The 20646-nt window shown below is 52.4% G+C and carries 19 protein-coding genes; 11 read left to right on the forward strand and 8 right to left on the reverse strand.

The genetic code is table 11. The annotated features are described in order from the left end of the window. Nucleotides 1–201 precede the first annotated feature (201 nt). The 7 genes from LDL70_RS02780 (at nt 202) to LDL70_RS02810 (ending at nt 6389) form a co-directional block, all read left to right on the forward strand. Nucleotides 202–1560: an MATE family efflux transporter gene (locus tag LDL70_RS02780; RefSeq protein WP_225686857.1), complete on the forward strand. Its 1359-nt coding sequence runs from the start codon at nt 202–204 to the stop codon at nt 1558–1560. Between the two features lie 337 nt (nt 1561–1897). Beyond that, on the forward strand, nt 1898–3196 hold the full coding sequence (locus LDL70_RS02785) for a cell wall hydrolase (protein WP_225686859.1): 1299 nt from the start codon (nt 1898–1900) through the stop codon (nt 3194–3196). A 211-nt stretch (nt 3197–3407) separates the two neighbouring features. Further along, entirely contained in the window at nt 3408–3833 is a 426-nt protein-coding gene (locus LDL70_RS02790; protein WP_022711129.1) for an AtpZ/AtpI family protein, read from the forward strand. Nucleotides 3834–4013: 180 nt separating this feature from the next. Continuing rightward, nucleotides 4014–4766 carry a F0F1 ATP synthase subunit A gene (locus tag LDL70_RS02795; protein WP_022711130.1) on the forward strand — a complete coding sequence of 251 codons (753 nt, stop codon included), beginning with the start codon at nt 4014–4016 and terminating at the stop codon, nt 4764–4766. A 181-nt stretch (nt 4767–4947) separates the two neighbouring features. After that, nucleotides 4948–5175 carry a F0F1 ATP synthase subunit C gene (locus LDL70_RS02800; protein ID WP_022711131.1) on the forward strand — a complete coding sequence of 76 codons (228 nt, stop codon included), beginning with the start codon at nt 4948–4950 and terminating at the stop codon, nt 5173–5175. 111 nt (nt 5176–5286) lie between these two features. Further along, nucleotides 5287–5898, forward strand: a complete 612-nt coding sequence (locus tag LDL70_RS02805) for a F0F1 ATP synthase subunit B (protein ID WP_022711132.1) — start codon at nt 5287–5289, stop codon at nt 5896–5898. 11 nt (nt 5899–5909) lie between these two features. Then, nucleotides 5910–6389 carry a F0F1 ATP synthase subunit B gene (locus LDL70_RS02810; RefSeq protein ID WP_225686861.1) on the forward strand — a complete coding sequence of 160 codons (480 nt, stop codon included), beginning with the start codon at nt 5910–5912 and terminating at the stop codon, nt 6387–6389. A 147-nt stretch (nt 6390–6536) separates the two neighbouring features. Here LDL70_RS02810 and LDL70_RS02815 read toward each other — a convergent pair whose 3' ends face one another. The 8 genes from LDL70_RS02815 to LDL70_RS02850 all read right to left on the reverse strand — a co-directional run bounded on the left by LDL70_RS02815 (nt 6537) and on the right by LDL70_RS02850 (nt 13750). Further along, a complete protein-coding gene (locus LDL70_RS02815) occupies nt 6537–7247 on the reverse strand; it encodes a ribonuclease HII (RefSeq protein WP_225686862.1) in 711 nt (236 codons plus the stop codon). Nucleotides 7248–7445: 198 nt separating this feature from the next. Continuing rightward, nucleotides 7446–8630 carry a PA0069 family radical SAM protein gene (locus tag LDL70_RS02820; protein WP_075654373.1) on the reverse strand — a complete coding sequence of 395 codons (1185 nt, stop codon included), beginning with the start codon at nt 8628–8630 and terminating at the stop codon, nt 7446–7448. A 270-nt stretch (nt 8631–8900) separates the two neighbouring features. After that, a complete protein-coding gene (moaB, locus tag LDL70_RS02825; protein WP_151158448.1) occupies nt 8901–9449 on the reverse strand; it encodes a molybdenum cofactor biosynthesis protein B in 549 nt (182 codons plus the stop codon). A gap of 12 nt (nt 9450–9461) precedes the next feature. Further along, nucleotides 9462–10385, reverse strand: coding sequence for a 4-(cytidine 5'-diphospho)-2-C-methyl-D-erythritol kinase (locus LDL70_RS02830; protein WP_225686864.1), 924 nt, complete (start codon nt 10383–10385; stop codon nt 9462–9464). A gap of 9 nt (nt 10386–10394) precedes the next feature. After that, nucleotides 10395–10583 carry a membrane protein gene (locus LDL70_RS02835; protein ID WP_022711138.1) on the reverse strand — a complete coding sequence of 63 codons (189 nt, stop codon included), beginning with the start codon at nt 10581–10583 and terminating at the stop codon, nt 10395–10397. 113 nt (nt 10584–10696) lie between these two features. After that, nucleotides 10697–11551, reverse strand: a complete 855-nt coding sequence (locus LDL70_RS02840; protein WP_221720398.1) for a S49 family peptidase — start codon at nt 11549–11551, stop codon at nt 10697–10699. Between the two features lie 82 nt (nt 11552–11633). Continuing rightward, nucleotides 11634–12815 (reverse strand): Na+/H+ antiporter NhaA, encoded by a 1182-nt coding sequence (gene nhaA, locus LDL70_RS02845; protein WP_225686866.1) that lies wholly within the window; start codon nt 12813–12815, stop codon nt 11634–11636. A gap of 152 nt (nt 12816–12967) precedes the next feature. Continuing rightward, a complete protein-coding gene (locus LDL70_RS02850; RefSeq protein ID WP_225686868.1) occupies nt 12968–13750 on the reverse strand; it encodes a tRNA1(Val) (adenine(37)-N6)-methyltransferase in 783 nt (260 codons plus the stop codon). Between the two features lie 279 nt (nt 13751–14029). Between LDL70_RS02850 and LDL70_RS02855 the strand changes: the two genes are divergently transcribed. The 4 genes from LDL70_RS02855 (at nt 14030) to glyS (ending at nt 20588) form a co-directional block, all read left to right on the forward strand. Next, nucleotides 14030–15046 carry a polyprenyl synthetase family protein gene (locus LDL70_RS02855; protein WP_225688347.1) on the forward strand — a complete coding sequence of 339 codons (1017 nt, stop codon included), beginning with the start codon at nt 14030–14032 and terminating at the stop codon, nt 15044–15046. Nucleotides 15047–15284: 238 nt separating this feature from the next. Further along, nucleotides 15285–17135: a tetratricopeptide repeat protein gene (locus tag LDL70_RS02860; protein WP_225686878.1), complete on the forward strand. Its 1851-nt coding sequence runs from the start codon at nt 15285–15287 to the stop codon at nt 17133–17135. 216 nt (nt 17136–17351) lie between these two features. Further along, complete coding sequence (locus LDL70_RS02865; RefSeq protein ID WP_225688349.1) at nt 17352–18377, forward strand: glycine--tRNA ligase subunit alpha; 1026 nt, start codon at nt 17352–17354, stop codon at nt 18375–18377. Nucleotides 18378–18437: 60 nt separating this feature from the next. Then, nucleotides 18438–20588, forward strand: a complete 2151-nt coding sequence (gene glyS, locus LDL70_RS02870; protein WP_370637799.1) for a glycine--tRNA ligase subunit beta — start codon at nt 18438–18440, stop codon at nt 20586–20588. Nucleotides 20589–20646: the final 58 nt, after the last annotated feature.

The raw sequence follows: 20646 nt of genomic DNA on the forward strand, positions 1-20646 counted from the left end.
CGCTGACCGGAAAAACTATCTGCACTTACTATCTTCAGGTGAGGAGCACGCACGGCTGACAGCAGGATCTTTTTATTCGCTGACAGTATTCGTGTGGTATCTAAGCATTCCCATTAGCAGTGGAAGCCGGTTTTGCGCCGGATAATGCGTTAATACCCAAATAGAGCGGTTCTTTGAGGCCGCTTTAAGTGGAACCGCTCTATGTTCAAGCCAGATAATGACGCGCTCGAAACGTCTCTCGTTCGCCCGTTCACCGTGACGCACCGCATGGTGCTGACAATCGCTATTCCTATGACATTGGCCGGTATGACCACGCCTTTGCTCGGGCTGGTGGACACAGGTGTGATCGGGCAGCTTGGCAATGCCGGTATGCTCGGCGGTCTGGCCATGGGCGCTCTGGTCTTTGATTGTCTGTTTTCCATTTTCGGTTTTTTGCGTTCCGGCACGACAGGGCTTGTTGCACAGGCCATGGGGCGCGGTGACCGTTCGGAAGAAATTATGGTGTTCTGGCGCGCAATTATTGTGGCGCTGGTTGCCGGTTTGCTGATGATCGCGCTTCTGCCGCTCACACTCTATGCGGCCAATGATATTCTCAAGCCTACATCCGATACGGCCAAAGCATTGAACGAATATGTGTCGATCCGTATGCTCTCGGCACCAATGGCGTTAGTCAATTTCTCAGTTCTTGGCTTGTTGCTGGGACGCGGTAAAGGCTTGTTTGGCCTAGCGCTGCAATTCCTGCTGAATGGTATCAATATTATTCTGGCGCTGGTTCTGGGTTTGGGGCTTGGCTGGGAGGTTTCCGGCGTTGCATGGGCGACAGTCACCGGCGAAACCGTGGCAGCTATTACAGGTATGACCGTTCTGATCTGGCGCGGCGGGGCTTTGCGCAAGCTGGATGTCAACCGCCTGTTCGACAAAGCCGGTATTTGGCGGATGATCGTTATCAGCCGCGATATCATGATCCGCTCGCTGTTGCTGATGTCGACCTATGTATTCTTTGCCCGCGTCGGCAATGAAATGGGCACAATCACTCTGGCGGCCAATGCGGTGCTGATGAATTTCTATCTCGTTGTCGGCTTCTTTCTGGAAGGGGTAACGATTGCTGCCGAGCAGCTGGCAGGGCGGGCAGTCGGTGCGCGTTACAGTCCGGCTTTCCGGCGTTCCATTCAGCTGACCTTCTTCTGGGGCATGGTCATGGCTTTTGTCATGGGGCTGATCTTCCTCGCTTTCGGCGATCGTCTGGTCAATATTCTGACAACGGAGCCGGATGTCCGCATGATGGCGGTTTATTATCTGCCTTGGGTGTCGCTCACTGCACTCACCGGTCTTTATGCTTTCCAGATGGACAGTATTTTTATCGGTGCCTCCTGGTCTAAAGACATGCGCAATATGATGTTCCTGTCGCTGTTTGTCTTTTTCGGTGTGCTCTATGGTACCCGTGACTGGCTGGGTAATCACAGCCTGTGGCTGGCGCTGAATATGTTCCTGTTTATTCGCGGCGTTACTCTGTCTGCGATGTTGCCAAGGCGCTATCGCGGGGAGTTTCCGGTCGCCTGACGATACCGTCTCTGCATTAAAGCCTGTAATGGACAATATTAAACCTGCCGGATCATCATGCCCTGATGATCCGGCAGGTTTATTTTTGGACTAATGATTTTTCTAAATTAGAAATATTTTTTCTGAACTATCCCTGCGGGTAAAGTCCGGATTTTTGCCGCCCTGCCACGGGAAAGGTCAATAAAAACTAACCGCTTAAGGTGACTGGCAATCTTCGTGTTAATTAAAAATTAATAAATAAAATCAATGACTAAACGCTGCCGGCGTTAACGAAGCATCAAGGTTAATAGATCATTATCTGACTATAGTCATCTTGTTGAGTGAGTGGAGTATTCCGGTGCGTAGTGTAGCTTTGCGGGCCCTGTTTGGCCGATCCGGCAATGAGCCAGCACAGGTCTGGTATTATCCTTCCGAGGGTTACTGCCCGCAGGATGGCCGCTATTATCCGGTGGCCGTAACGGTTAAGCAGAAGCGCAAATCCGCGACCCTGCCAAAGCTTCTCGCCGGAGTAGGGCTGTTTTTCTATTCAAGCAATGTCATCGCCTATCAGGATATGGCCAGTATGATGAGTGTTGCCGAGCAATCGGGCAGCCGCTGGGCAACATATATGGTAGATGCGCCTGCCGGTTCCATTCATCAGGCGGAAATGCCGTTTGTTGATTCGTCCGTGGTCACAGGTAGCCTGAGCGCTGCGGCAGATATCAGCGGCGTGGGTCGCGTGGTAATGAGCGGACGCGTTGCCGGCGGAAAACGCGGTGTCGACGATCCTAATCCCGATGAAAAACGTATCAGCCGCACTGACAAGCAGGGGCGTCTGGTTTCCGTGCAGACTAAAGCTCCGGCACGCATGTTCAATGCCGGTTCGCTGGCAGAGCAGGTTTCATCGGTGAGTCCCAGGCTGATGCAGCCGGTAGCCGGTAAAAAAGACGTCAAAACAGCTTTCGTTAAAGGTCCGATCCGCGGCAAGGAAGTGGAAATCACACTCGCTTTCCATCGTCCGGAAGTGAAGCCGGTCGTGCCGGTGCCGACCGCACTCGCATCACTGATTACCAATGATACACCGGATGTGCTGGCGCTTGGTTATGCACCGTCCAAGCCGGATTATGCCAAAACATCGCCTTTCGAGAGCATTCTGGTGCCTGAAAAGGACAATGGTCGCTTCATTCCGCCAATCAGTGCGCGGGATCACAATTGGGCGGCGACCCCGTTGCCACCGGCAGCATTCAGTGCGACAGAGCAGAAATGTCTGGCTGAAGGTATCTATTTTGAAGCACGCGGCGAGCCGGTCAAAGGGCAGGCGGCCGTTGGTCAGGTCATTCTCAATCGCGTGCGCAATCCTGCTTATCCTTCCACGATCTGCGGCGTAGTTTATCAGAATAAAGACTGGCGTAATGCCTGTCAGTTTTCCTTTGCCTGTGACGGTTTAAAACATCGTGTCACAGAACCGGGTCACTGGCGTATGGCGCAGCAGGTAGCGAAAGCTGTCACTGCGGGTCAGATCTGGCTGCCGGAAGTGGGTTCGGCGACCCATTATCATGCGACTTATGTACGTCCCCGCTGGGCTTCAACGATGGAAAAAGTCAAAAAGATCGGCCTGCATGTTTTCTACCGGACTTATGGCGGCGGCTGGAGCTGATCTGTCAAGGATTCGCTGTCTGAAATCACGGTGTGAAGCAGGATTCAAGGCCTGCTTCATGCTGCTGCCTGTTAAGTATATGATTTAATAATACAAAAAACCTTCAACTTCTGTGCAGACAGTGCCTTGACGAATGAGTTGGCTGTTAATATGTTGCGGCCGACTTCAGAGTGGGGTGGAAACCTCGGTTTTCTTGCCAAAGGAGGCATGAATGGCAGTCGGGAAAACACCCGAAAAGCCTCAGCAATCCGATGATGCGGCAAGCGAAGCTGGTGGTCCGGTGCAGACCGGATCTCAGGCCGACGCTCAGGGGAGTCTGGACGACCGTCTTCGTAAGCTTGAAAGCCATTTGGCTGCTAAGGGCGTGGGGGTGGAATCCAAAAAAGATGAACAGGCTGAGAAAAACGCAAGCTCTATGGCGCAGGCCATGAAATTATCCAGTGAATTTATCGCTGGTATCGTGGTAGGTGCGGTTTTAGGTTGGTTTTTTGACCGTGTTCTGGGTACGAACCCTTGGGGATTGATTATCTTTCTCTTTTTAGGATTCGGTGCCGGTACTCTGAATGTTTTACGCACCGCAGGATATGTTGCAGAAAGCGGCAATAATGTGGGCGAGAAGCAACAGAAAGAAAAATAATGTGCATAAAGGTTATCCTTCATATGCACGGCAGTGAATAAGCCTGTAAAGGCAATCAGGGCGGCTCAGGCAGATTTGCTTTTGAGTGTTCTGAAAAGACCGGAACGCAAGTTTGCGGTTGAGAAGCGCCCTCGGGCATGAATGTAACGCCTTCGGGCACGGGTGACAGGTGAGGTTAAGGTGGCAAACGATCCGATCCATCAGTTTCAGGTTTCCAGATGGATTCCTATCGATGTCGGCGGTGTCGATCTGTCGTTTACGAATGTGTCCGCCTTTATGGTGCTGACTGTCGTAACCGCTTCCGCTTTTCTGTTTCTGACATCAGCAGGTCGCGGCATTGTTCCGACACGCCTGCAGTCAGTTTCTGAGATGGCCTATGAGTTTGTGGCATCCTCCTTGCGGGATTCTGCCGGTTCTCATGGGATGAAATTTTTTCCGTTTGTGTTCTCTCTGTTCACATTCATCCTTGTAGCAAACTTTATCGGTCTGTTCCCGTATTTCTATACCGTAACCAGTCAGATTATTGTTACTTTCGCGCTGGCGCTGCTGGTGATCGGAACAGTGATTATTTACGGTTTCTTCAAGCACGGTTTCCGCTTCCTCAAGCTGTTCGTGCCAAGCGGTGTTCCTATGGCTATCGTGCCGCTGGTATCCGCGATTGAAATCATTTCCTTCCTGTCCCGTCCGATCAGCCTCTCTGTGCGTCTTTTCGCCAGTATGCTGGCCGGTCACATCACCGTAAAGATTTTCGCAGGCTTCGTGGTTTCCATGGCTGCACTCGGTCCGCTCGGTGTTGGTGGTGCGATCCTGCCTCTGTTCATGACCGTTGCTATTACCGGTCTGGAATTCCTGGTCGCATTCCTGCAGGCCTATGTGTTCACTGTTCTGACCTGCATGTATATCAATGATGCAGTTCATCCGGACGGTCACTAACTGAAATTACTGCTGTCCGTTATCGGGCAGCAGTCTTGCCTATCTACCAATCAGGCTCTGCATTTTGAAAATACCTGTGTCTGACACATGATTTTGAAATAACAGGTCGCTCTGAAATATCACCGGCGGGTTTCCGCCAGAACTGAAATCCGCATTTATATCAATCCAGAAGGAGCTTAACATGGAAGCGGAAGCAGCAAAGTACATCGGCGCAGGTCTGGCCTGTTTCGGTATGGCCGGTACGGCTCTCGGCCTCGGCAACATTTTCGGTAGCTTTCTTTCGGGTGCACTGCGCAATCCGTCTGCCGCTGACAGCCAGTTCGGCCGTCTGGTATTCGGCTTCGCCGTAACTGAAGCTCTGGGCATCTTCTCGCTGCTCATCGCGCTTCTGCTCCTGTTCGCAGTTTAATCTTAAGCTGCCGGATTAAATCGGCCGCATATGCAAAAATCTCCTTGTGAGACCTGAAGGCATATGCGGCTGGTTATCGTTTATTAAGCCTGAGTGATAAGGGGAAAATGGATGTTCGTGTCCACGGCGTTTGCCCAAACCGCAACTGACTCTCAGCCGGCACCAGTGTCGGGAGCTGACAGTGGCAACTCTGTTGTGCACACTGAAACAGGTGTGGCGCACGATGCCGGTAAAGGCGTGTTTCCACCATTTGATTCCACCCATTATGCATCGCAGCTTCTGTGGCTCGCGATTACCTTCGGGCTGTTCTATCTGTTCATGTCGCGCGTTGTGCTGCCACGTATCGGCGGCGTCATCGAAACGCGTCGTGACCGTATTGCACAGGATCTGGAACAGGCTGCACGCCTGAAAACCGATGCTGACAATGCAATTGCTGCTTACGAGCAGGAACTGGCTGAAGCCCGCAAGAGCGCGGCTGTTATCGGTCAGGAAGCCCGCGACAAGGCAAAGCATGACATTGATGCTGAACGCAAAACCGTTGAAGCATCGCTTGAAAAGAAATTGGCTGAAGCTGAAGAACGCATCGCTGCCATTAAGGCAAAAGCGATGAGCGATCTCGGCTCGATTGCTGAAGAAACAACTGCAGAAATCGTTGAGAAACTGCTTGGCGGCAAGTCCGACAAAGCTGAAATCTCGGCTGCTGTTAAAGCTGTCAGCGCGTAAGGGAGACCATTATGGATGCAACATTTATTGCCCTCGTCGGTCTGATTATTTTCCTGGCGCTGCTGGCCTATCTTAAAGTGCCTGGCATGATCGGCCGTTCGCTTGATGAACGTGCTGCCAATATCGCCAAGGAACTGGACGAAGCACGCACATTGCGTGAAGAAGCTCAGGCTCTGCTTGCTGAATATCACCGCAAGCGCAAAGAAGCTGAAAAAGAAGCCAGCGAAATCGTTGCTGCTGCACAGCGTGAAGCTACAGCTCTGCTGAGCGAAGCAAAAGCGAAGTCGGAAGATTATATTGTTCGCCGCAACAAGCTGGCTGAACAGAAAATCGCTCAGGCTGAAAGCGATGCTGTTAATCAGGTTCGTGCATCTGCAGTGGAAATCGCTGTTGCTGCTGCCGGTTCGCTGATTGCAAATAAAATGGACGCAAAAACTGCCGGTGAAATGTTCAAAGCATCACTGGACCAGGTTAAAACCAACTTGAATTGATTGCAGTTCATAAAGTTCAAAAAAAACGCCGCTTTATGCGGCGTTTTTTTATGTCTGAAATCGGGCTTGTTGTTCTGCGGCGATGCTTATTTCTTGCAGTTAAGAATATCCTGAAACCGGCTCGGGGGCGCGTATTCGGTGCCTCGCTTATTTATCCGCTGTCCAGCGTCCCTTAATCGGAGCGAAGCTGTAGCGGTGCAGACCTGCAACCGGCCCTTGTTCTTCAATCGCCTGCCGGTGCGCCGCAGTGCCGTATCCTGCATGTTTCTCAAGGCCGTAAGCCGGATGGATAAGACCGGCGCGTTCCAGCATCTTGTCGCGGGTGACTTTGGCGATGATCGAAGCGGCCGCAATGGTCAGGGATCGTTGATCGCCTTTGACTAATGTCATGGCAGGGCAGGGCAGTCCGCCTGGGGTTTTATTACCGTCAATCAAAGCATAATCCGGACTGATTGTCAGACTATCTACGCAGCGTTTCATCGCCAGCAAGGATGTCGCCAGAATATTGCTTTCATCAATCGCACGCGCACTGAGGCTGCATAATGTGACGGCAACAGCCTTTTCCATAATTGTTTCAAACAGCCGGTTGCGTTTGGCAGCCGTAAGCCTTTTTGAGTCATCCAGACCTTCTGGCAGATTATCAGGGTCGAGGATTACGCAGGCAGCAACAACAGGCCCTGCAAGAGGGCCGCGGCCGACTTCATCGAGCCCTGCAATCAGTTTGTACCCCTGAGCTTGCAGCTGCTGCTCATGGCTGTAATCCGGTATGAATATTTCAGACTTGTCAGCCTTTATCTTGGCTGGCGACTTCGGTCGCTTTTCAGAAAAAAGCGGAGAATCAGATGGTGCTTTACTCATGTGCTGAGATTGCATCCTATCTAATTCTCCGCAAGCCACATCGCAAAAAGGGGGGGGCACGATGTGGAAGGCTGCCGGCAAAAGGACGGGCAGCCTATATCTGCCGGAGCATTTCCGATGCATACGGAAATGCGTGAAAACAAAGAAAAAGAATGGTTCCACCGTATCGATATTGATTGGAGCCGCTCTGAGGGCAGATCAGAAAAGCGAGAGCTGAACACCGCTTGTTTGCGGCGGGGTGAACAGATCACAACGCAGGCGCCGTTTATGAATATTCAGCCCGAGCTTTTTACAGGTAATCTCAAAGCGGCGGCCAATCTGCCACGCATAAGGACCATCACCACGCATCCGTTTGCCCCATTCCGCATCATAGTCCTTGCCGCCGCGCATTGAACGCAACAGGGACATGACATGGCGGTAACGGTCAGGAAAATGCTGCAGCAGCCAATCCTTGAAGAGTGGCGCGACCTCATAAGGCAGGCGTAGCAAGACATATCCGGCTTCGCGTGCGCCCATCGCATAGGCGGCATCCAATATACGTTCAATCTCGTGGTCGTTGATGCCGGGGATCACAGGGCCAAGCATCACCGATGCCGGAATACCTGCCTCATTCAGTTGTCGGATGGCCTGTAAACGCAAGCCTGGTGTTGAGGCACGCGGCTCCATATTCCGTGCTAATTTGGCATCCATCGTGGTGACAGAGAGGGCAACCTTTGCCAGACCACGCTCGGCCATCGAACCCAGAATATCAATGTCGCGGGTAACCAGTGCGGATTTGGTGACGATGCCGACCGGATGATTGGCGGCATCCAGCACACTCAATATATCCCGCATAATCCGCCATTTTTTTTCTACCGGCTGATAAGGGTCTGTATTGGTGCCAATGGCGATCGTCTTGGGAATATAACCGGCTTTGGAAAGTTCTTTTTCCAGTAATCGTGCTGCATCGGGTTTGGCAAAGAGTTTGGTTTCAAAATCAAGACCGGCAGACAGTCCCATATAGCTGTGGGTAGGGCGGGCAAAGCAATAAATACAGCCATGCTCGCAACCGCGATAAGGATTGATTGAGCGGTCGAAATTAATATCCGGCGAGTCATTGCGGGTGATGATGGTGCGCGGCTTTTCGATCTGGACTTCTGTCTTGAACGGTTCCAGCTCTTCCAGAGAGTTCCAGCCATCATCACTATCGATGCGTGTCTGACTTTCAAATCGACCGGAAGGATTGATACCTGCACCACGTCCGCGACGACGGCTGTGGTCAATCCGCAAGCCGGTGCCGTCAACAATAGCATTTGCCTGATCTGTGCGCTCCGATCCGAAGACAGCCGAACGGGAGAAGACGGCCTGATCGGCTGGTCCGAAAACCTCCTGTAAAATTGCCATAGCTATCTCCTTGCCGGAAATGCCGTGACAGCATGACCGGAGCAAAACAATTAAAATGAAGCAATGAATACGGCGCGAATTATGCGACTCTGATGCGCCGTTTATGGTTCAAATTTAATCTGAAAATAAGAACAAAGCAAGAACTTAATTTATGTCTTTTCCGCAATTAGAGCGCTGTGTGCCAGACCTGGCACAAAAAGGTCGCTCTAACACTTTTAAAATTAGAGCATAATTTCACTTTAAACCGATCCCAGCTTAAGGAATTATGCTCTAGCTTTTGCGTTTCAAATGTTCATCAAGGCGCGGCATGATTTCAACGAAATTACACGGGCGGTGACGATAGTCGAGCTGCTGGGCGAGAATACCGTCCCAAGCATCGCGGCAAGCGCCGCCGGAACCCGGCAGGACAAAAACAAATGTCTGGTTGATGAGACCGGCAGTTGCGCGGGATTGGATCGTGGAAGTGCCGATCTTGGCATAGGACTGCTGATGGAAGATAACCGAAAACCCGTCCATACGCTTGTCGAAGACCGGCTCCAAAGCGTCAGGTGTTACATCGCGTCCGGTGAAGCCAGTGCCGCCGGTGGTAATCACCACATCAATTGCCGGATCTTTGGACCATTGCACAACCAGCTCACGGATTTTTGCAGCATCATCGGTCACAATCTGCCGGTCACGCAGCAAATGGCCTGCCTCTTCAATACGGGAGGCCAGAAATGCACCGGATGTATCTGTTTCCAGCGTCCGGCTGTCTGATACCGTCAGCACTGCAATACCCACCGGAATGAACGGACGCTCGGCTTTGGCTGTATCGGACATGGTTGTCTCCGGTTAAATCTTGTCGGGCAGGGTCGTGGTTGCGCAGACAAACCAATGCGGATTTTGCTGTTGCAAATGCATTGCCGCCTGTTGCGCCTGATCCGCTTTATCATAAATGCCGAAGCAGGTCGCGCCTGAGCCGGACATTTGCGCATATTGTGCGCCGCTGTTCCGCAAAACCTGCAGAATTTCCGGTAATTGCGGTGCAAGCTCTGCGGCGGGTGGCAGCAGATCATTGCGGGTTGATTGCAGGAAGTTGCAAAGCTCCGCCTGACTATTCAAGCGCGCCAGTTCCGGTAGTGCAGGATTATCACGCTTCTGCATATGTTTGAAAATCTGCGGCGTGGAAATTGCTGTTCCGTCATTCACAAGCACCAGTGACAGCACTGGCAGGCCGGTCAGCCGCTGCACGTCTTCACCGATGCCCTGGGCAATCAATGCACCGCCGTTGAGCTGACCATGCAGGCACATCGGCACATCGGCGCCAAGCTGCAGGCAAATCTGCTCAAGCAAAGCCTGTTCCGCTTCGATATTCCACAGGCGCATGAGCAGTGCCAGCACTGTGGCGGCATCACTTGACCCGCCGCCGATACCGGAAGCAACAGGGAGATTTTTTTCCAGATGAATGGCAACGCCGGAGCTGTGTTGCGGAAATTGTGCGCGCAGAAGATCACGCGCTTTTAAGACAAGATTGTCGCCATTGGCTGGCAGCCCCGCACCAAAGCGGCCGGAAAGCGTAAAACTGTCTTCCTTCGCAGGGAAAACTGTGAGTTCGTCACCGTAATCGGCAAAGGCAACAAGCGTATCCAGCAGATGATAGCCGTCCTCGCGCCGTCCGGTCACATGCAATGCCAGATTAAGCTTGGCATAGGCTGTGGCGCGAAGATGTGAGGCAGTCTGTTGGCTCGCTGCCTGTGAAGCTAAAATATCTGGCATGCTTTAGGATCAGTCTTTATCTGCCGGACGGTAAACACCGGTTTTCGGGTCGCGTACCAGCGTGCCGCTGGCTCCTGTGCGGGCTTCCTGTTCGGCCTGACGGACTTTCTGGGAAACACGTGCCGCTTCGCGCTTGAAGGAGCGATAGCCATAGATTGCAGCTGCAACCAGAAGGATCAGAAAAATCAGCTGTGGCATACCGGCTCCTTTCCGGAAAAATAACATGCCTGTTGATTTAATCAGGCTGTAACCTCGTTTCAAGAAGCTCTTATAGCATCTTATTCTGATGATATTATGATAACATAAGCCTGTTACAGGCCATAGCGTGACCAAAGAGCTTTTTCTTCGAGTACATTCATCAGGCTTTCACCTGCTGCGCCAAGCATTTGCGCATGAGAAATACCGCCGGTATTTTTGCGCCCCAGCAGTCCGCGCGAAGGCTGGATCAGATTAAGCTTGGTTTTTTCGCCATAGAGCTTGCGCAGATGCGAGCGCATATCATCAAGACCATCAATCAGCCCGAGCTGCAAAGCCGTAATGCCTGTCCAGAACTGACCGGTGAAAAGATCGTCATTGTCCTGCAATTTACTGCCGCGGCGCTCTTTCACCATATCAATAAAGGTCTGGTGAATTTCCAGTTGCAGCGCTTTGATATGTTCGACATCCGATGCCTTTTCCGGCTGAAACGGATCCATCGTGGCTTTGTTTTTGCCGGCCGTATGCACGCGGCGTTCAACGCCGATTTTCTTGATCAGTTCGGTAAAGCCAAAGGAAGCGGAAACCACGCCGATCGAACCCAGAATGGAAGACGGATCAGCAATAATCTCGTCTCCGGCAATGGCAATCATATAGCCGCCGGAAGCCGCCACATCCTCAACAAAGACATGGACTTTCTTGTTCTTTTCTTCGGCCAGATCACGGATACGTTTATAGATCAGCCGTGATTGTACCGGTGAACCGCCGGGGGAATTAATGCTCAGTGCCACAGCAGGACTGTGCTTATTGGCGAAGGCTTTTTCCAACTGAACCGCGATGCCTTCGAGCGACAGATTTTGCCGTAAAGGGCTGTTGCCGGTCATGATTGCACCGCTCAGCCGGACAACCGGAATTTCAACACTGGAAGCCCGGAAGCGACGCGGGATAACACGGCTGATGAGTGACGGCACTGAAAATCTCCGGTGTGAAAAAGCAGACGATAAAATAGTTTTCACCCGCTGTTATAGCCGCAGCGGGTGAAAACTGAACCTGTTATTTTACAGCGCGGTTGCGTGTGGAAATGCGCAGCAATGCCCAGCCACAAACGGCGGAGAGCAGAGAACCGAGCAGAACACCAATCTTGGTTTCGCTGTGCAGCAGGTCATTGTCAAAGGACAGCAGGCCGATGAACAGGCTCATGGTAAAGCCGATACCGCAGAGCAGTGCCACGCCATAGAGCTGTGTCCAGCTTGCGCCCATCGGCTTGGTGGCAATCCCTGCGCGGATAGCAATCCATGCGGCACCGAAGACACCAAACTGCTTGCCGACAAACAGACCAAGCGCAATGCCGAGTGTGAGCGAGTCACCAAGGATCGACGGACTCATACCGGCGAAGGAAACGCCTGCATTGGCAAAGCCGAAGATTGGTACAATGACAAAGCCGACCCATTTTGCCAGCGCATGTTCCAGCGTGTGCAGCGGAGAGCTCATATCATCAGGACGGCCAAGTGCCGGCTTGATCGGAATAGTCAGCGCGGTCAGCACACCGGCAACCGTTGCATGAACACCGGAGCGCAGTACAAAATACCAAAGCACGGCACCAAGGATCAGATATGGGGTGAGGCGCATAATGCCCATCTTGTTCAGAATAAACATCAGCGCAAAAATACCGGCAGCACCGGCGAGATAGAGCGTGGCAATATCGGCAGTGTAGAAGACGGCGATAATCGCAACGGCCGCAAGGTCGTCAAGAATGGCGAGCGTTGCCAGAAACACTTTCAGGCTGGTTGGTACGCGTGGGCCGAGCAGCGACAGCACACCAAGTGCAAAGGCAATATCGGTTGCCGACGGAATAGCCCAGCCGCGAATGGTTTCCGGATTTGACCAGTTAAAACCGGCAAAAACCAGTGCCGGAACAATCACGCCACCAGCGGCGGCAATGCCCGGTAAAGCACGGTTCGACCAACTGGCAAGCTGGCCGTCGAGAAATTCACGTTTGATTTCGAGACCAACGAGAAGGAAGAAGACGGCCATCAGCGCGTCATTAATCCAGTGCAGAACGCTCATCGGGCCGAGCTTGCTCTCCAGAACCTGAAAATATGTGGCTGCAAGCGGCGAATTAGCAACGATCAGAGCCAGAGCAGCGGCAATCATCAGAGCGATGCCGCTGGCGGATTCACTGTCGAGCCAATGGCGGAGCGTTGAGAAGGGGCGCTTGGTCTGGCTTTGTGTCATCCGGTATCGGCCTTTTTCTTTGCGGGCAGCGTTTTGACAACGCTCAACCCTTGAGCTGTCCTCAGAGTTCCGCGCTTTAAATAGAGCGAAAGACCTGTTCGGACAGTCCGTGTTTTCGGGAAAATGTGCTCCGTCCTCCTGAACAACAACCGTTACAGGCTGTCGCAACCATTAATGAGGCTTTCTGCACGTGGCGTAAATTCATGGCCGGAACTTTTATGCAAAATTAACGGCGGCGCAAGGAAAACCGGAGCGCGGCTGCCTTTTATGCCCGTAATTACGACACGGATGGCCGGTTCATCCGGTCTGGCATAGAGCGGAAGAATTGCGATGCCGCCAAAACGGCGCTCCATCGCGGACAGGATTTCATTCAGATTGGCGGGACGTGCGATAATCGCAATATGTCCGCGCGGACGTAAAATGCCCGATGCCGTGCGTATCCAGCTTTCAAACATGCCCTGATGCATCACATGCGCCTGTGCCTTTAAATCGTCCGGCGTGGCACGGTCATGGCTTTGGTTGAAAGGCGGGTTCATAATCACATAGTCAAACTGATTATCAGTCAGCCCTGCTTCATTACGGGCAGGGCCGGTCATGGTTACATCAGCCTGCAGGCATGACAGACGGCCATGCATATGGGCATTTTCGGACAATGCGCAGGATTTTTCCGCATAGAACAGCATTTCCGGTGAGCGCTCAATCAGGGTGACATCTGTGTTTGCGCAGCGTGAAGCAACGGCCAGTCCTGCCGCACCGGCACCGGCGCCAAGATCCGCAACTTTACCTTTGAAATCCGTTGGCACCGCACTTGCCAAAATCATGGCATCAATCCCCGAACGGTGACCTTTTGCGGATGGCTGCACCAGATAGAATACACCACGGTGAAAGGCATCGAGAGTTTCGCCATAGGGCAGAGAGCTGAACGGAGCAGACATAAAGACGGCAGTTTCCTGACTTGTTGCAGACTGAAAGCGATCAAACCGGCTTTAACCGATTCTGTATAGAGGCGGTGAAAGCCGCAATTCTGTTTGCTGACAGCAATTTGACATCTTATATCAGCAGAATATGCTTTATTGTGTTGTGTTGCGGCTCGCAACACTTGCCTTTAGCACGGCTTTTGGTGCATTTGACGCTTGAGCATAAAGGCCGCCTTGAATAATGTGTGGCTATAAAACGGGTCTCATTGTCAGGCCGCGTGAACTGGAGATATGGCATTGGGTGTGGTTCTCAATCTCGATGAGAAAAAAAATCAGCAGGCGTCCATTCAGAAGCTGGTTGATCTGACGAAAGCGGATATGGGACGTGTCAATGCGCTTATCCTGTCCAAAGCCGGTTCTGATGTTGAGATGATACCGGAAGTGGCCAATCATCTGATTTCATCGGGTGGTAAGCGTTTACGTCCGATGATGACGCTCGCTGCTGCAGCCATGTTCGGCTATGAGGGCGAAGGTCACGTGCAGCTCGCAACCAGCGTTGAATTCATGCACACGGCAACGCTTCTCCATGATGATGTGGTGGATGAGAGCGATCTGCGTCGCGGCAAAAGCACAGCTCGGATGATCTGGGGCAATCAGGCCAGCGTTCTGGTCGGCGATTTCCTGCTTGGTCAGGCTTTCAAAATGATGGTGGATGTCGGTTCGCTCGACGCGCTGGATGTACTGGCAACTTCGGCTTCGGTGATTGCCGAAGGTGAAGTGATGCAGCTCGCCGCCGCCAAAAATATGGAAACCACGGAAGACGAATATCTGGCCGTTATCAAAGCCAAGACTGCGGCGCTGTTCTCTGCTGCTGCCGAAGTTGGTCCGATCATTGCCGATGCACCGCGTGCACAGCGTCTGGCACTGCGCTCCTATGGCCTTAATCTCGGTCTTGCTTTCCAGCTGATTGATGATGCGCTGGATTATGGCGGTTCGGCTGCGGATCTTGGCAAGAATGTCGGTGATGATTTCCGTGAAGGGAAAATCACCATGCCGCTGTTGCTCAGCTATCGCCGTGGTTCCGAAGGCGAACGTGCTTTCTGGAAGTCATCCATTGAACAGGGCAATAATGATGATGAAGCCTTGCAGAAGGCTATCGGCCTGATGACCAAGCATGGTTCGATTGCCGATACCGTACAGCGTGCCCGTCATTTCGGCGAAATCGCCCGTGATGCACTGGCACCGCTGCCGCAGAGCCCGCAAAAAGATGCTCTGATTGATGTGATTGATTTCTGCATCAGCCGTGTAAACTGATTATTGACCGGTACCGGCGCATATTTCCGGTACCGGACTTTGAAATACCCTTTTCTCCGGCCATATAAAAACCACGACATGGCCGGATGGTGTGTTTGTTTCGGAAATAAGCCAAACCAGAGCATTTCCAGCAAAAGTGGCAACCGGTTTTGCGTCAGGAAATGTGTAAAATAAAGAGATAGAGCATTCTTTCTGTTTCAAAATTGGAAATGCTCTATAAATGCAAGGGGAAATGCCGATGCGGCGGAATACAGTTAAAGCGCGTGCTCTGGTTTTCGCTTTGATGGCAGGGGCGGCTTTCACAAGTGGTGTCTCCGGCGCGGCCTATGCTGCATCTGCGGCAAAGACAGCGGTGGCGACAGACGAGCCGGTGATTGTCTCGCGTGCAGGTTCTTTCCCTGGTGCTTATCTGGCCGGTCGCATTGCCGAGATCGACAATAATCTTCCTGTAGCCATCGCTTATTATCGTCAGGCACTGGCATTTGATCCGTCAAACCAGCCGATGAAGCGTGACCTGTTGCTGTCCTATCTGACCGACGGTCAGCTGGATGAAGCGCTGCCCTTTGCCCGTGCGCTTAAAAATGAGCCGGAAGTCGAGCGTTTCTCCCGTATTATTCTGGCGATCAAGGCTTTCAACGACAAGCATTACCGCACTGCCCGCACCAATCTGAAGCTCACGCAGCAGTCAGAAATGGATCGTTTAGCAACCGGCCTGATGACGGCATGGACATTCTACGGTGAAGGTCGTCCGAAAGACGCGCTGGCAGCAGTTGATAAGCTTGACGGACCGGTCTGGTACGATCTTTTCAAAACCTACACATCGGCATTGATTGCAGACAGCGCCGGTCAGACCAAGGCCGCGGATAAATTCTATGCGCAGGCCGTGGCTGATAAAGAAGGCGGCAGCGCTGCCCCCGATACTTATGAGCGCATCATTTACGCCTATGCTGATTTCAAACAGCGTCAGGGCGATAAAGCCGGTGCGATTAAACTGGTGGAAGATGCCGAGCAAATTCTCAGTGGCCGCGTGATCCTGCGCGAAGTACGCCAGAAGCTTGAAGACGGTGAAAAGCTTGATCCGCAGATGCGCAGCCCGCAGCAGGGCGCGGCTGAGGTTCTGTATTCTTTGGGCACCGCGATTAACCGCGGTGGTGCTGAGGCTTTTGCAACCATTTATCTGCAAATGTCCGGTGAGCTGCGCGAGAATAATGACGCTACATTGTTCCAGCTTGGCGATATTGCTGCCAAACTGCGCCAGCCGGAAAAAGCGATTAAATATTACGGCCGCGTTGCAGATAAATCGCCTTATAAGCGCGATGCGGAAATGCAGCTGGCGCTTAATCTGGCTGAAACAGACAAGCCCGATGAGGCGATTGAGCATCTGAAAAACAATCTGCGCAGCAATGATAAGGACAACCGTTCCTATCTGGCGCTTGGCGGTGTCTATGCCCAGAAAGAAGACTGGGCAAATGCGGCAAAGACTTATGATCAGGCCGTTGCGGAAATTAAATCGCCCGTGCGTCAGGACTGGCCGGTTTTCTATCAGCGCGGCATTGCTTATGAGCGTCTGAAGCAGTGGGATAAGGCTGAGCCTAATTTCCGCAAGGCACTGGAACTGTTTCCGAACCAGCCGCAGGTGATGAATTATCTTGGCTATTCATGGGTCGATCGCGGTGAAAATCTGGAAGAAGCTTTGCAAATGATCCGCAAGGCTGTCGAGATGCGCCCGCAGGATGGCTATATCGTCGATTCCCTTGGCTGGGCTTATTACAAGCTTGGCCGCTATAATGAGGCCGTTGTCGAACTGGAAAAGGCAGTTAAACTACGGCCTGAAGATCCGACAATCAACGATCATCTGGGTGATGCCTATTGGCAGGCAGGGCGCGGGCTGGAAGCGACTTTCCAGTGGAACCATGCCATCGCCGGTAAGCCTGAAGCGGCAGAACTGGCCAAGATCGAGAAGAAGCTGAAACAGGGGCTGACACAGACGGCGGAAGCTGATGTGAAAGATATTGCGCCAGCAAAGCCTGACACTGCACCGGAGAAAGCACCGGATGCTAAGCCTGCCGATCCTGCTGCCAAGCCATAATGCTTGCTATCCGGCTTTAAGTCTTGACCGTTTAACGCGGAATAATTAGGACAAACTATCTGTTTTTCGGCGGAGCTGAGCTGTTATGGCTCAGCTTTCACCGTTTTCACCACGCATGATTTGCAAGAAGATCAGTTTTGATCGCCGATCTCGCCAAGAATGCTCCAATGAGGCCTTCCCGTGACTCGTATCATGACCAGCACATTGCCTGAACACCTGCATCCGACCCGCTCTTTTCAGGGCTTTATCATGGCGCTCCAGCATTACTGGGCGCAGCATGGCTGCACAATTTTGCAGCCTTACGATATGGAAGTCGGGGCGGGTACGCTGCATCCGTCCACCACTTTGCGCGCATTGGGGCCAAAGTCGTGGAATGTTGCCTATGTGCAGCCGTCACGTCGCCCGAAAGACGGCCGCTATGGTGAAAACCCGAACCGTATGCAGCATTATTACCAGTATCAGGTGTTGCTGAAACCAAGCCCGCCGAACCTGCAGGAGCTGTATCTCGGCTCGCTGAAAGCGATTGGTATTGATACGGAGCTGCACGATATCCGCTTTGTTGAGGATGACTGGGAAAACCCGACGACCGGCTCTTGGGGCTTGGGCTGGGAATGCTGGTGCGATGGTATGGAAATCTCGCAGTTCACTTATTTCCAGCAGGTTTGCGGTATTGAATGCTCACCGGTTGCCGGTGAGCTGACCTATGGTCTGGAACGTCTTGCTATGTATGTGCAGGGCGTGGACAATGTTTATGACCTGAACTTCAATGGTCTCGAAGGTGAGGACAAAGTTACTTACGGTGACGTGTTCCGCCAGACCGAGCAGGAATATTCACGCTACAATTTCGAAATTGCCGATACTGATATGCTGCACCAGCATTTCATCGATGCGGAAGCGGAATGTAAAGCTGTGCTTGCTGCTGGAGCCAAAGATATACAAGAGGCGACGAGTGCCGAAGGCACGAGCGGGAATAAAAAAGAGACAGGGAACTTACATAAATGCGTATTTCCGGCCTATGACCAAGCGATCAAAGCCTCGCATATTTTCAATCTGATGGATGCCCGTGGCGTGATTTCGGTGACCGAGCGCCAGAGCTATATCCTGCGTGTGCGCAATCTTGCGCGCCAGTGCGGTGAAGCCTTCCTTCAGACCGATGCCGGTGGTTTCAGATTACCCTCAAATGGGCAGGATGAGATTGACTTAGAATATTATAAAAATAATCCGGACTTCGGAATCTTTTGAGTAGGAACTGTAATGCCTGATTTGTTACTGGAACTTTTTTCCGAGGAAATCCCGGCGCGCATGCAGCGTAAAGCTGCCGGTGATTTGAAGAAAATGATCACCGATGGTCTGGTTGAAGCCGGTCTTACCTATGAGGCGGCAACGCCTTACTGGACACCGCGTCGCCTCACGCTGGATATTCGCGGTCTGACTGTGCGTTCAAAAGACGTGCATGAAGATATCAAAGGCCCGTCCGTTACTGCACCTGAAGCCGCTATTCAGGGCTTCCTGCGTAAAGCTGGCTTGAGCGATATTGCGCAGGCGCATGTGCATTCCGACCCGAAAAAAGGCGATTTCTACGTCGCGCACATCACCAAATCCGGTCGTGCAGCTGAAGAAGTTATCGCGGAACTGGTGCCGAATGTGGTGCAGAATTTCCCGTGGCCGAAATCCATGCGCTGGGGTAAGGCCTCGGCACAGTCCGGTTCCTTGCGCTGGGTGCGTCCGCTGCAGTCGATCATCTGCCTGTTTGGTCCTGAAACCGAAGAAACCGTCGTGGTGGATTTTGAAGTCGGCGGCGTGCGCTCCGGTAACACCACGCGTGGTCACCGGTTCATGAGCGATGGTCAGCCGATCACCGTGCGTCGCTTTGACGATTATGTCGAAAAGCTGGAAAAAGCGCATGTGGTGCTCGATGCTGAACGCCGCAAGGAAATCATTCTCACCGATGCCCGCAATCTGAGCTTCGCTTCCGGTCTGGAACTGGTTGAAGACGAAGGCCTGCTGGAAGAAGTGTCTGGTCTGGTTGAATGGCCGGTGGTGCTGATGGGCGAATTTGAGGAAGAATTCCTCTCCATTCCGCCGGAAGTTATCCGTTTGACCATCCGCGCTAATCAGAAATGCTTTGTCACCCGCAATCAGGGCGAGACAGATGCACTTTCCAACAAGTTTATTCTGATCTCCAATATTGCTGCCCGTGACGGCGGCAAGGAAATCGCTTTCGGTAACGGCAAGGTTGTTCGTGCCCGTCTGTCCGATGCGCTGTATTTCTGGCATACCGATCAGGCCGATATGCCGGATATGGACAAGCTGAAAGCGTCTGCCTCGAAATTCGCGCTTGATCTGGTCAAACCGCTCGATCAGCGTATGGCGCGTCTGGATGCGCTGAATGTGACCTTCCATGCCAAGCTCGGTACACAGGGCGAACGCGTGGCGCGTATCAAGGCGCTTGCAGAAGCAATTGCACCGCTGGTCGGTGCAGATGCTGCGCTGACTGCCCGCGCAGCCGTGCTGGCTAAAGCTGATCTGCAGACAGAAGTTGTCGGCGAGTTCCCTGAATTGCAAGGCGCTATGGGGCATAAATACGCTTTGCTTCAAGGTGAAGATGCTGCTGTCGCAACAGCGCTTGAAGATCATTACAAGCCGCAGGGCCCGTCCGACCGCGTGCCACGCGATCCGGTTTCGGTGGCCGTTGCACTGGCCGACAAGATCGACACGCTGGTTGGTTTCTGGGAGATTGATGAAAAGCCGACAGGTTCGAAAGACCCTTATGCGCTACGCCGTGCAGCCCTCGGTGTTATTCGTCTGATTTTGGACAATGATGTACGTGTTGCGTTGTTAGATGTTTTTGAAGCACATGGAGACAGTTTTCCATTTGTAAACAAGTTAGATGGTCGTAAGGAAGTTAATGGAAGGAGGGTAAATACAAAATCTATTGACCTGCTGACCTTCTTCCATGACCGTTTCAAGGTCTATCTGAAGGATGAAGGTGCACGTCACGATGCAATTGATGCAGTCCTGTCAGCTGATGCTGATAATCTGCTACTGGTTGCCCGTCGTCTTGAAGCGCTGATCGTTTTCGTCAATGAGGAAGACGGTAAGAACTTGTTGGCAGGTACCAAGCGTGCAGCCAATATTCTCGGTGCTGAAGAGAAAAAAGGCACTGTCATTGCTGACAGTGTGGATGCTGCACTCTTCAACAATGAAGAGGAAAAGGCACTATTTGCTGCTGTGCAGTCGGCAGAGACTAAAGCGGCTGCGGCCATTGCCAAGGAAGATTTCTCGGCTGCTATGTCGGCAATGGCAGAGTTACGTGCGCCGGTTGATGCCTTCTTTGACAAGGTCATGGTTAATGATGAGAATGAAGCTATCCGCGCTAATCGCTTGGCACTGCTGGCTAAAATCCGTTCGGTGACCGGTCAGGTCGCTGATTTCTCAAAGATCAGTGGCTAATTACACGTATTGATAAGAAAAAGCCGGAGTGGTGAGAACCACTCCGGCTTTTTTATAT

The organism is Pseudochrobactrum sp. XF203, from assembly GCF_020341615.1.
GTDB classification, from domain to species: domain Bacteria; phylum Pseudomonadota; class Alphaproteobacteria; order Rhizobiales; family Rhizobiaceae; genus Pseudochrobactrum; species Pseudochrobactrum saccharolyticum.

Coding starts and splice junctions, on each gene's coding strand:
- LDL70_RS02815 (WP_225686862.1), bottom strand. CDS start 7,247: ATGAGTAAAGCACCATCTGATTCTCCGCTTTTTTCTGAAAAGCGACCG.
- nhaA (WP_225686866.1), bottom strand. CDS start 12,815: ATGACACAAAGCCAGACCAAGCGCCCCTTCTCAACGCTCCGCCATTGG.
- moaB (WP_151158448.1), bottom strand. CDS start 9,449: ATGTCCGATACAGCCAAAGCCGAGCGTCCGTTCATTCCGGTGGGTATT.
- LDL70_RS02790 (WP_022711129.1), top strand. CDS start 3,408: ATGGCAGTCGGGAAAACACCCGAAAAGCCTCAGCAATCCGATGATGCG.
- LDL70_RS02835 (WP_022711138.1), bottom strand. CDS start 10,583: ATGCCACAGCTGATTTTTCTGATCCTTCTGGTTGCAGCTGCAATCTAT.
- LDL70_RS02810 (WP_225686861.1), top strand. CDS start 5,910: ATGGATGCAACATTTATTGCCCTCGTCGGTCTGATTATTTTCCTGGCG.
- glyS (WP_370637799.1), top strand. CDS start 18,438: ATGCAGCGTAAAGCTGCCGGTGATTTGAAGAAAATGATCACCGATGGT.
- LDL70_RS02830 (WP_225686864.1), bottom strand. CDS start 10,385: ATGCCAGATATTTTAGCTTCACAGGCAGCGAGCCAACAGACTGCCTCA.
- LDL70_RS02780 (WP_225686857.1), top strand. CDS start 202: ATGTTCAAGCCAGATAATGACGCGCTCGAAACGTCTCTCGTTCGCCCG.
- LDL70_RS02800 (WP_022711131.1), top strand. CDS start 4,948: ATGGAAGCGGAAGCAGCAAAGTACATCGGCGCAGGTCTGGCCTGTTTC.
- LDL70_RS02820 (WP_075654373.1), bottom strand. CDS start 8,630: ATGGCAATTTTACAGGAGGTTTTCGGACCAGCCGATCAGGCCGTCTTC.
- LDL70_RS02805 (WP_022711132.1), top strand. CDS start 5,287: ATGTTCGTGTCCACGGCGTTTGCCCAAACCGCAACTGACTCTCAGCCG.
- LDL70_RS02850 (WP_225686868.1), bottom strand. CDS start 13,750: ATGTCTGCTCCGTTCAGCTCTCTGCCCTATGGCGAAACTCTCGATGCC.
- LDL70_RS02860 (WP_225686878.1), top strand. CDS start 15,285: ATGCGGCGGAATACAGTTAAAGCGCGTGCTCTGGTTTTCGCTTTGATG.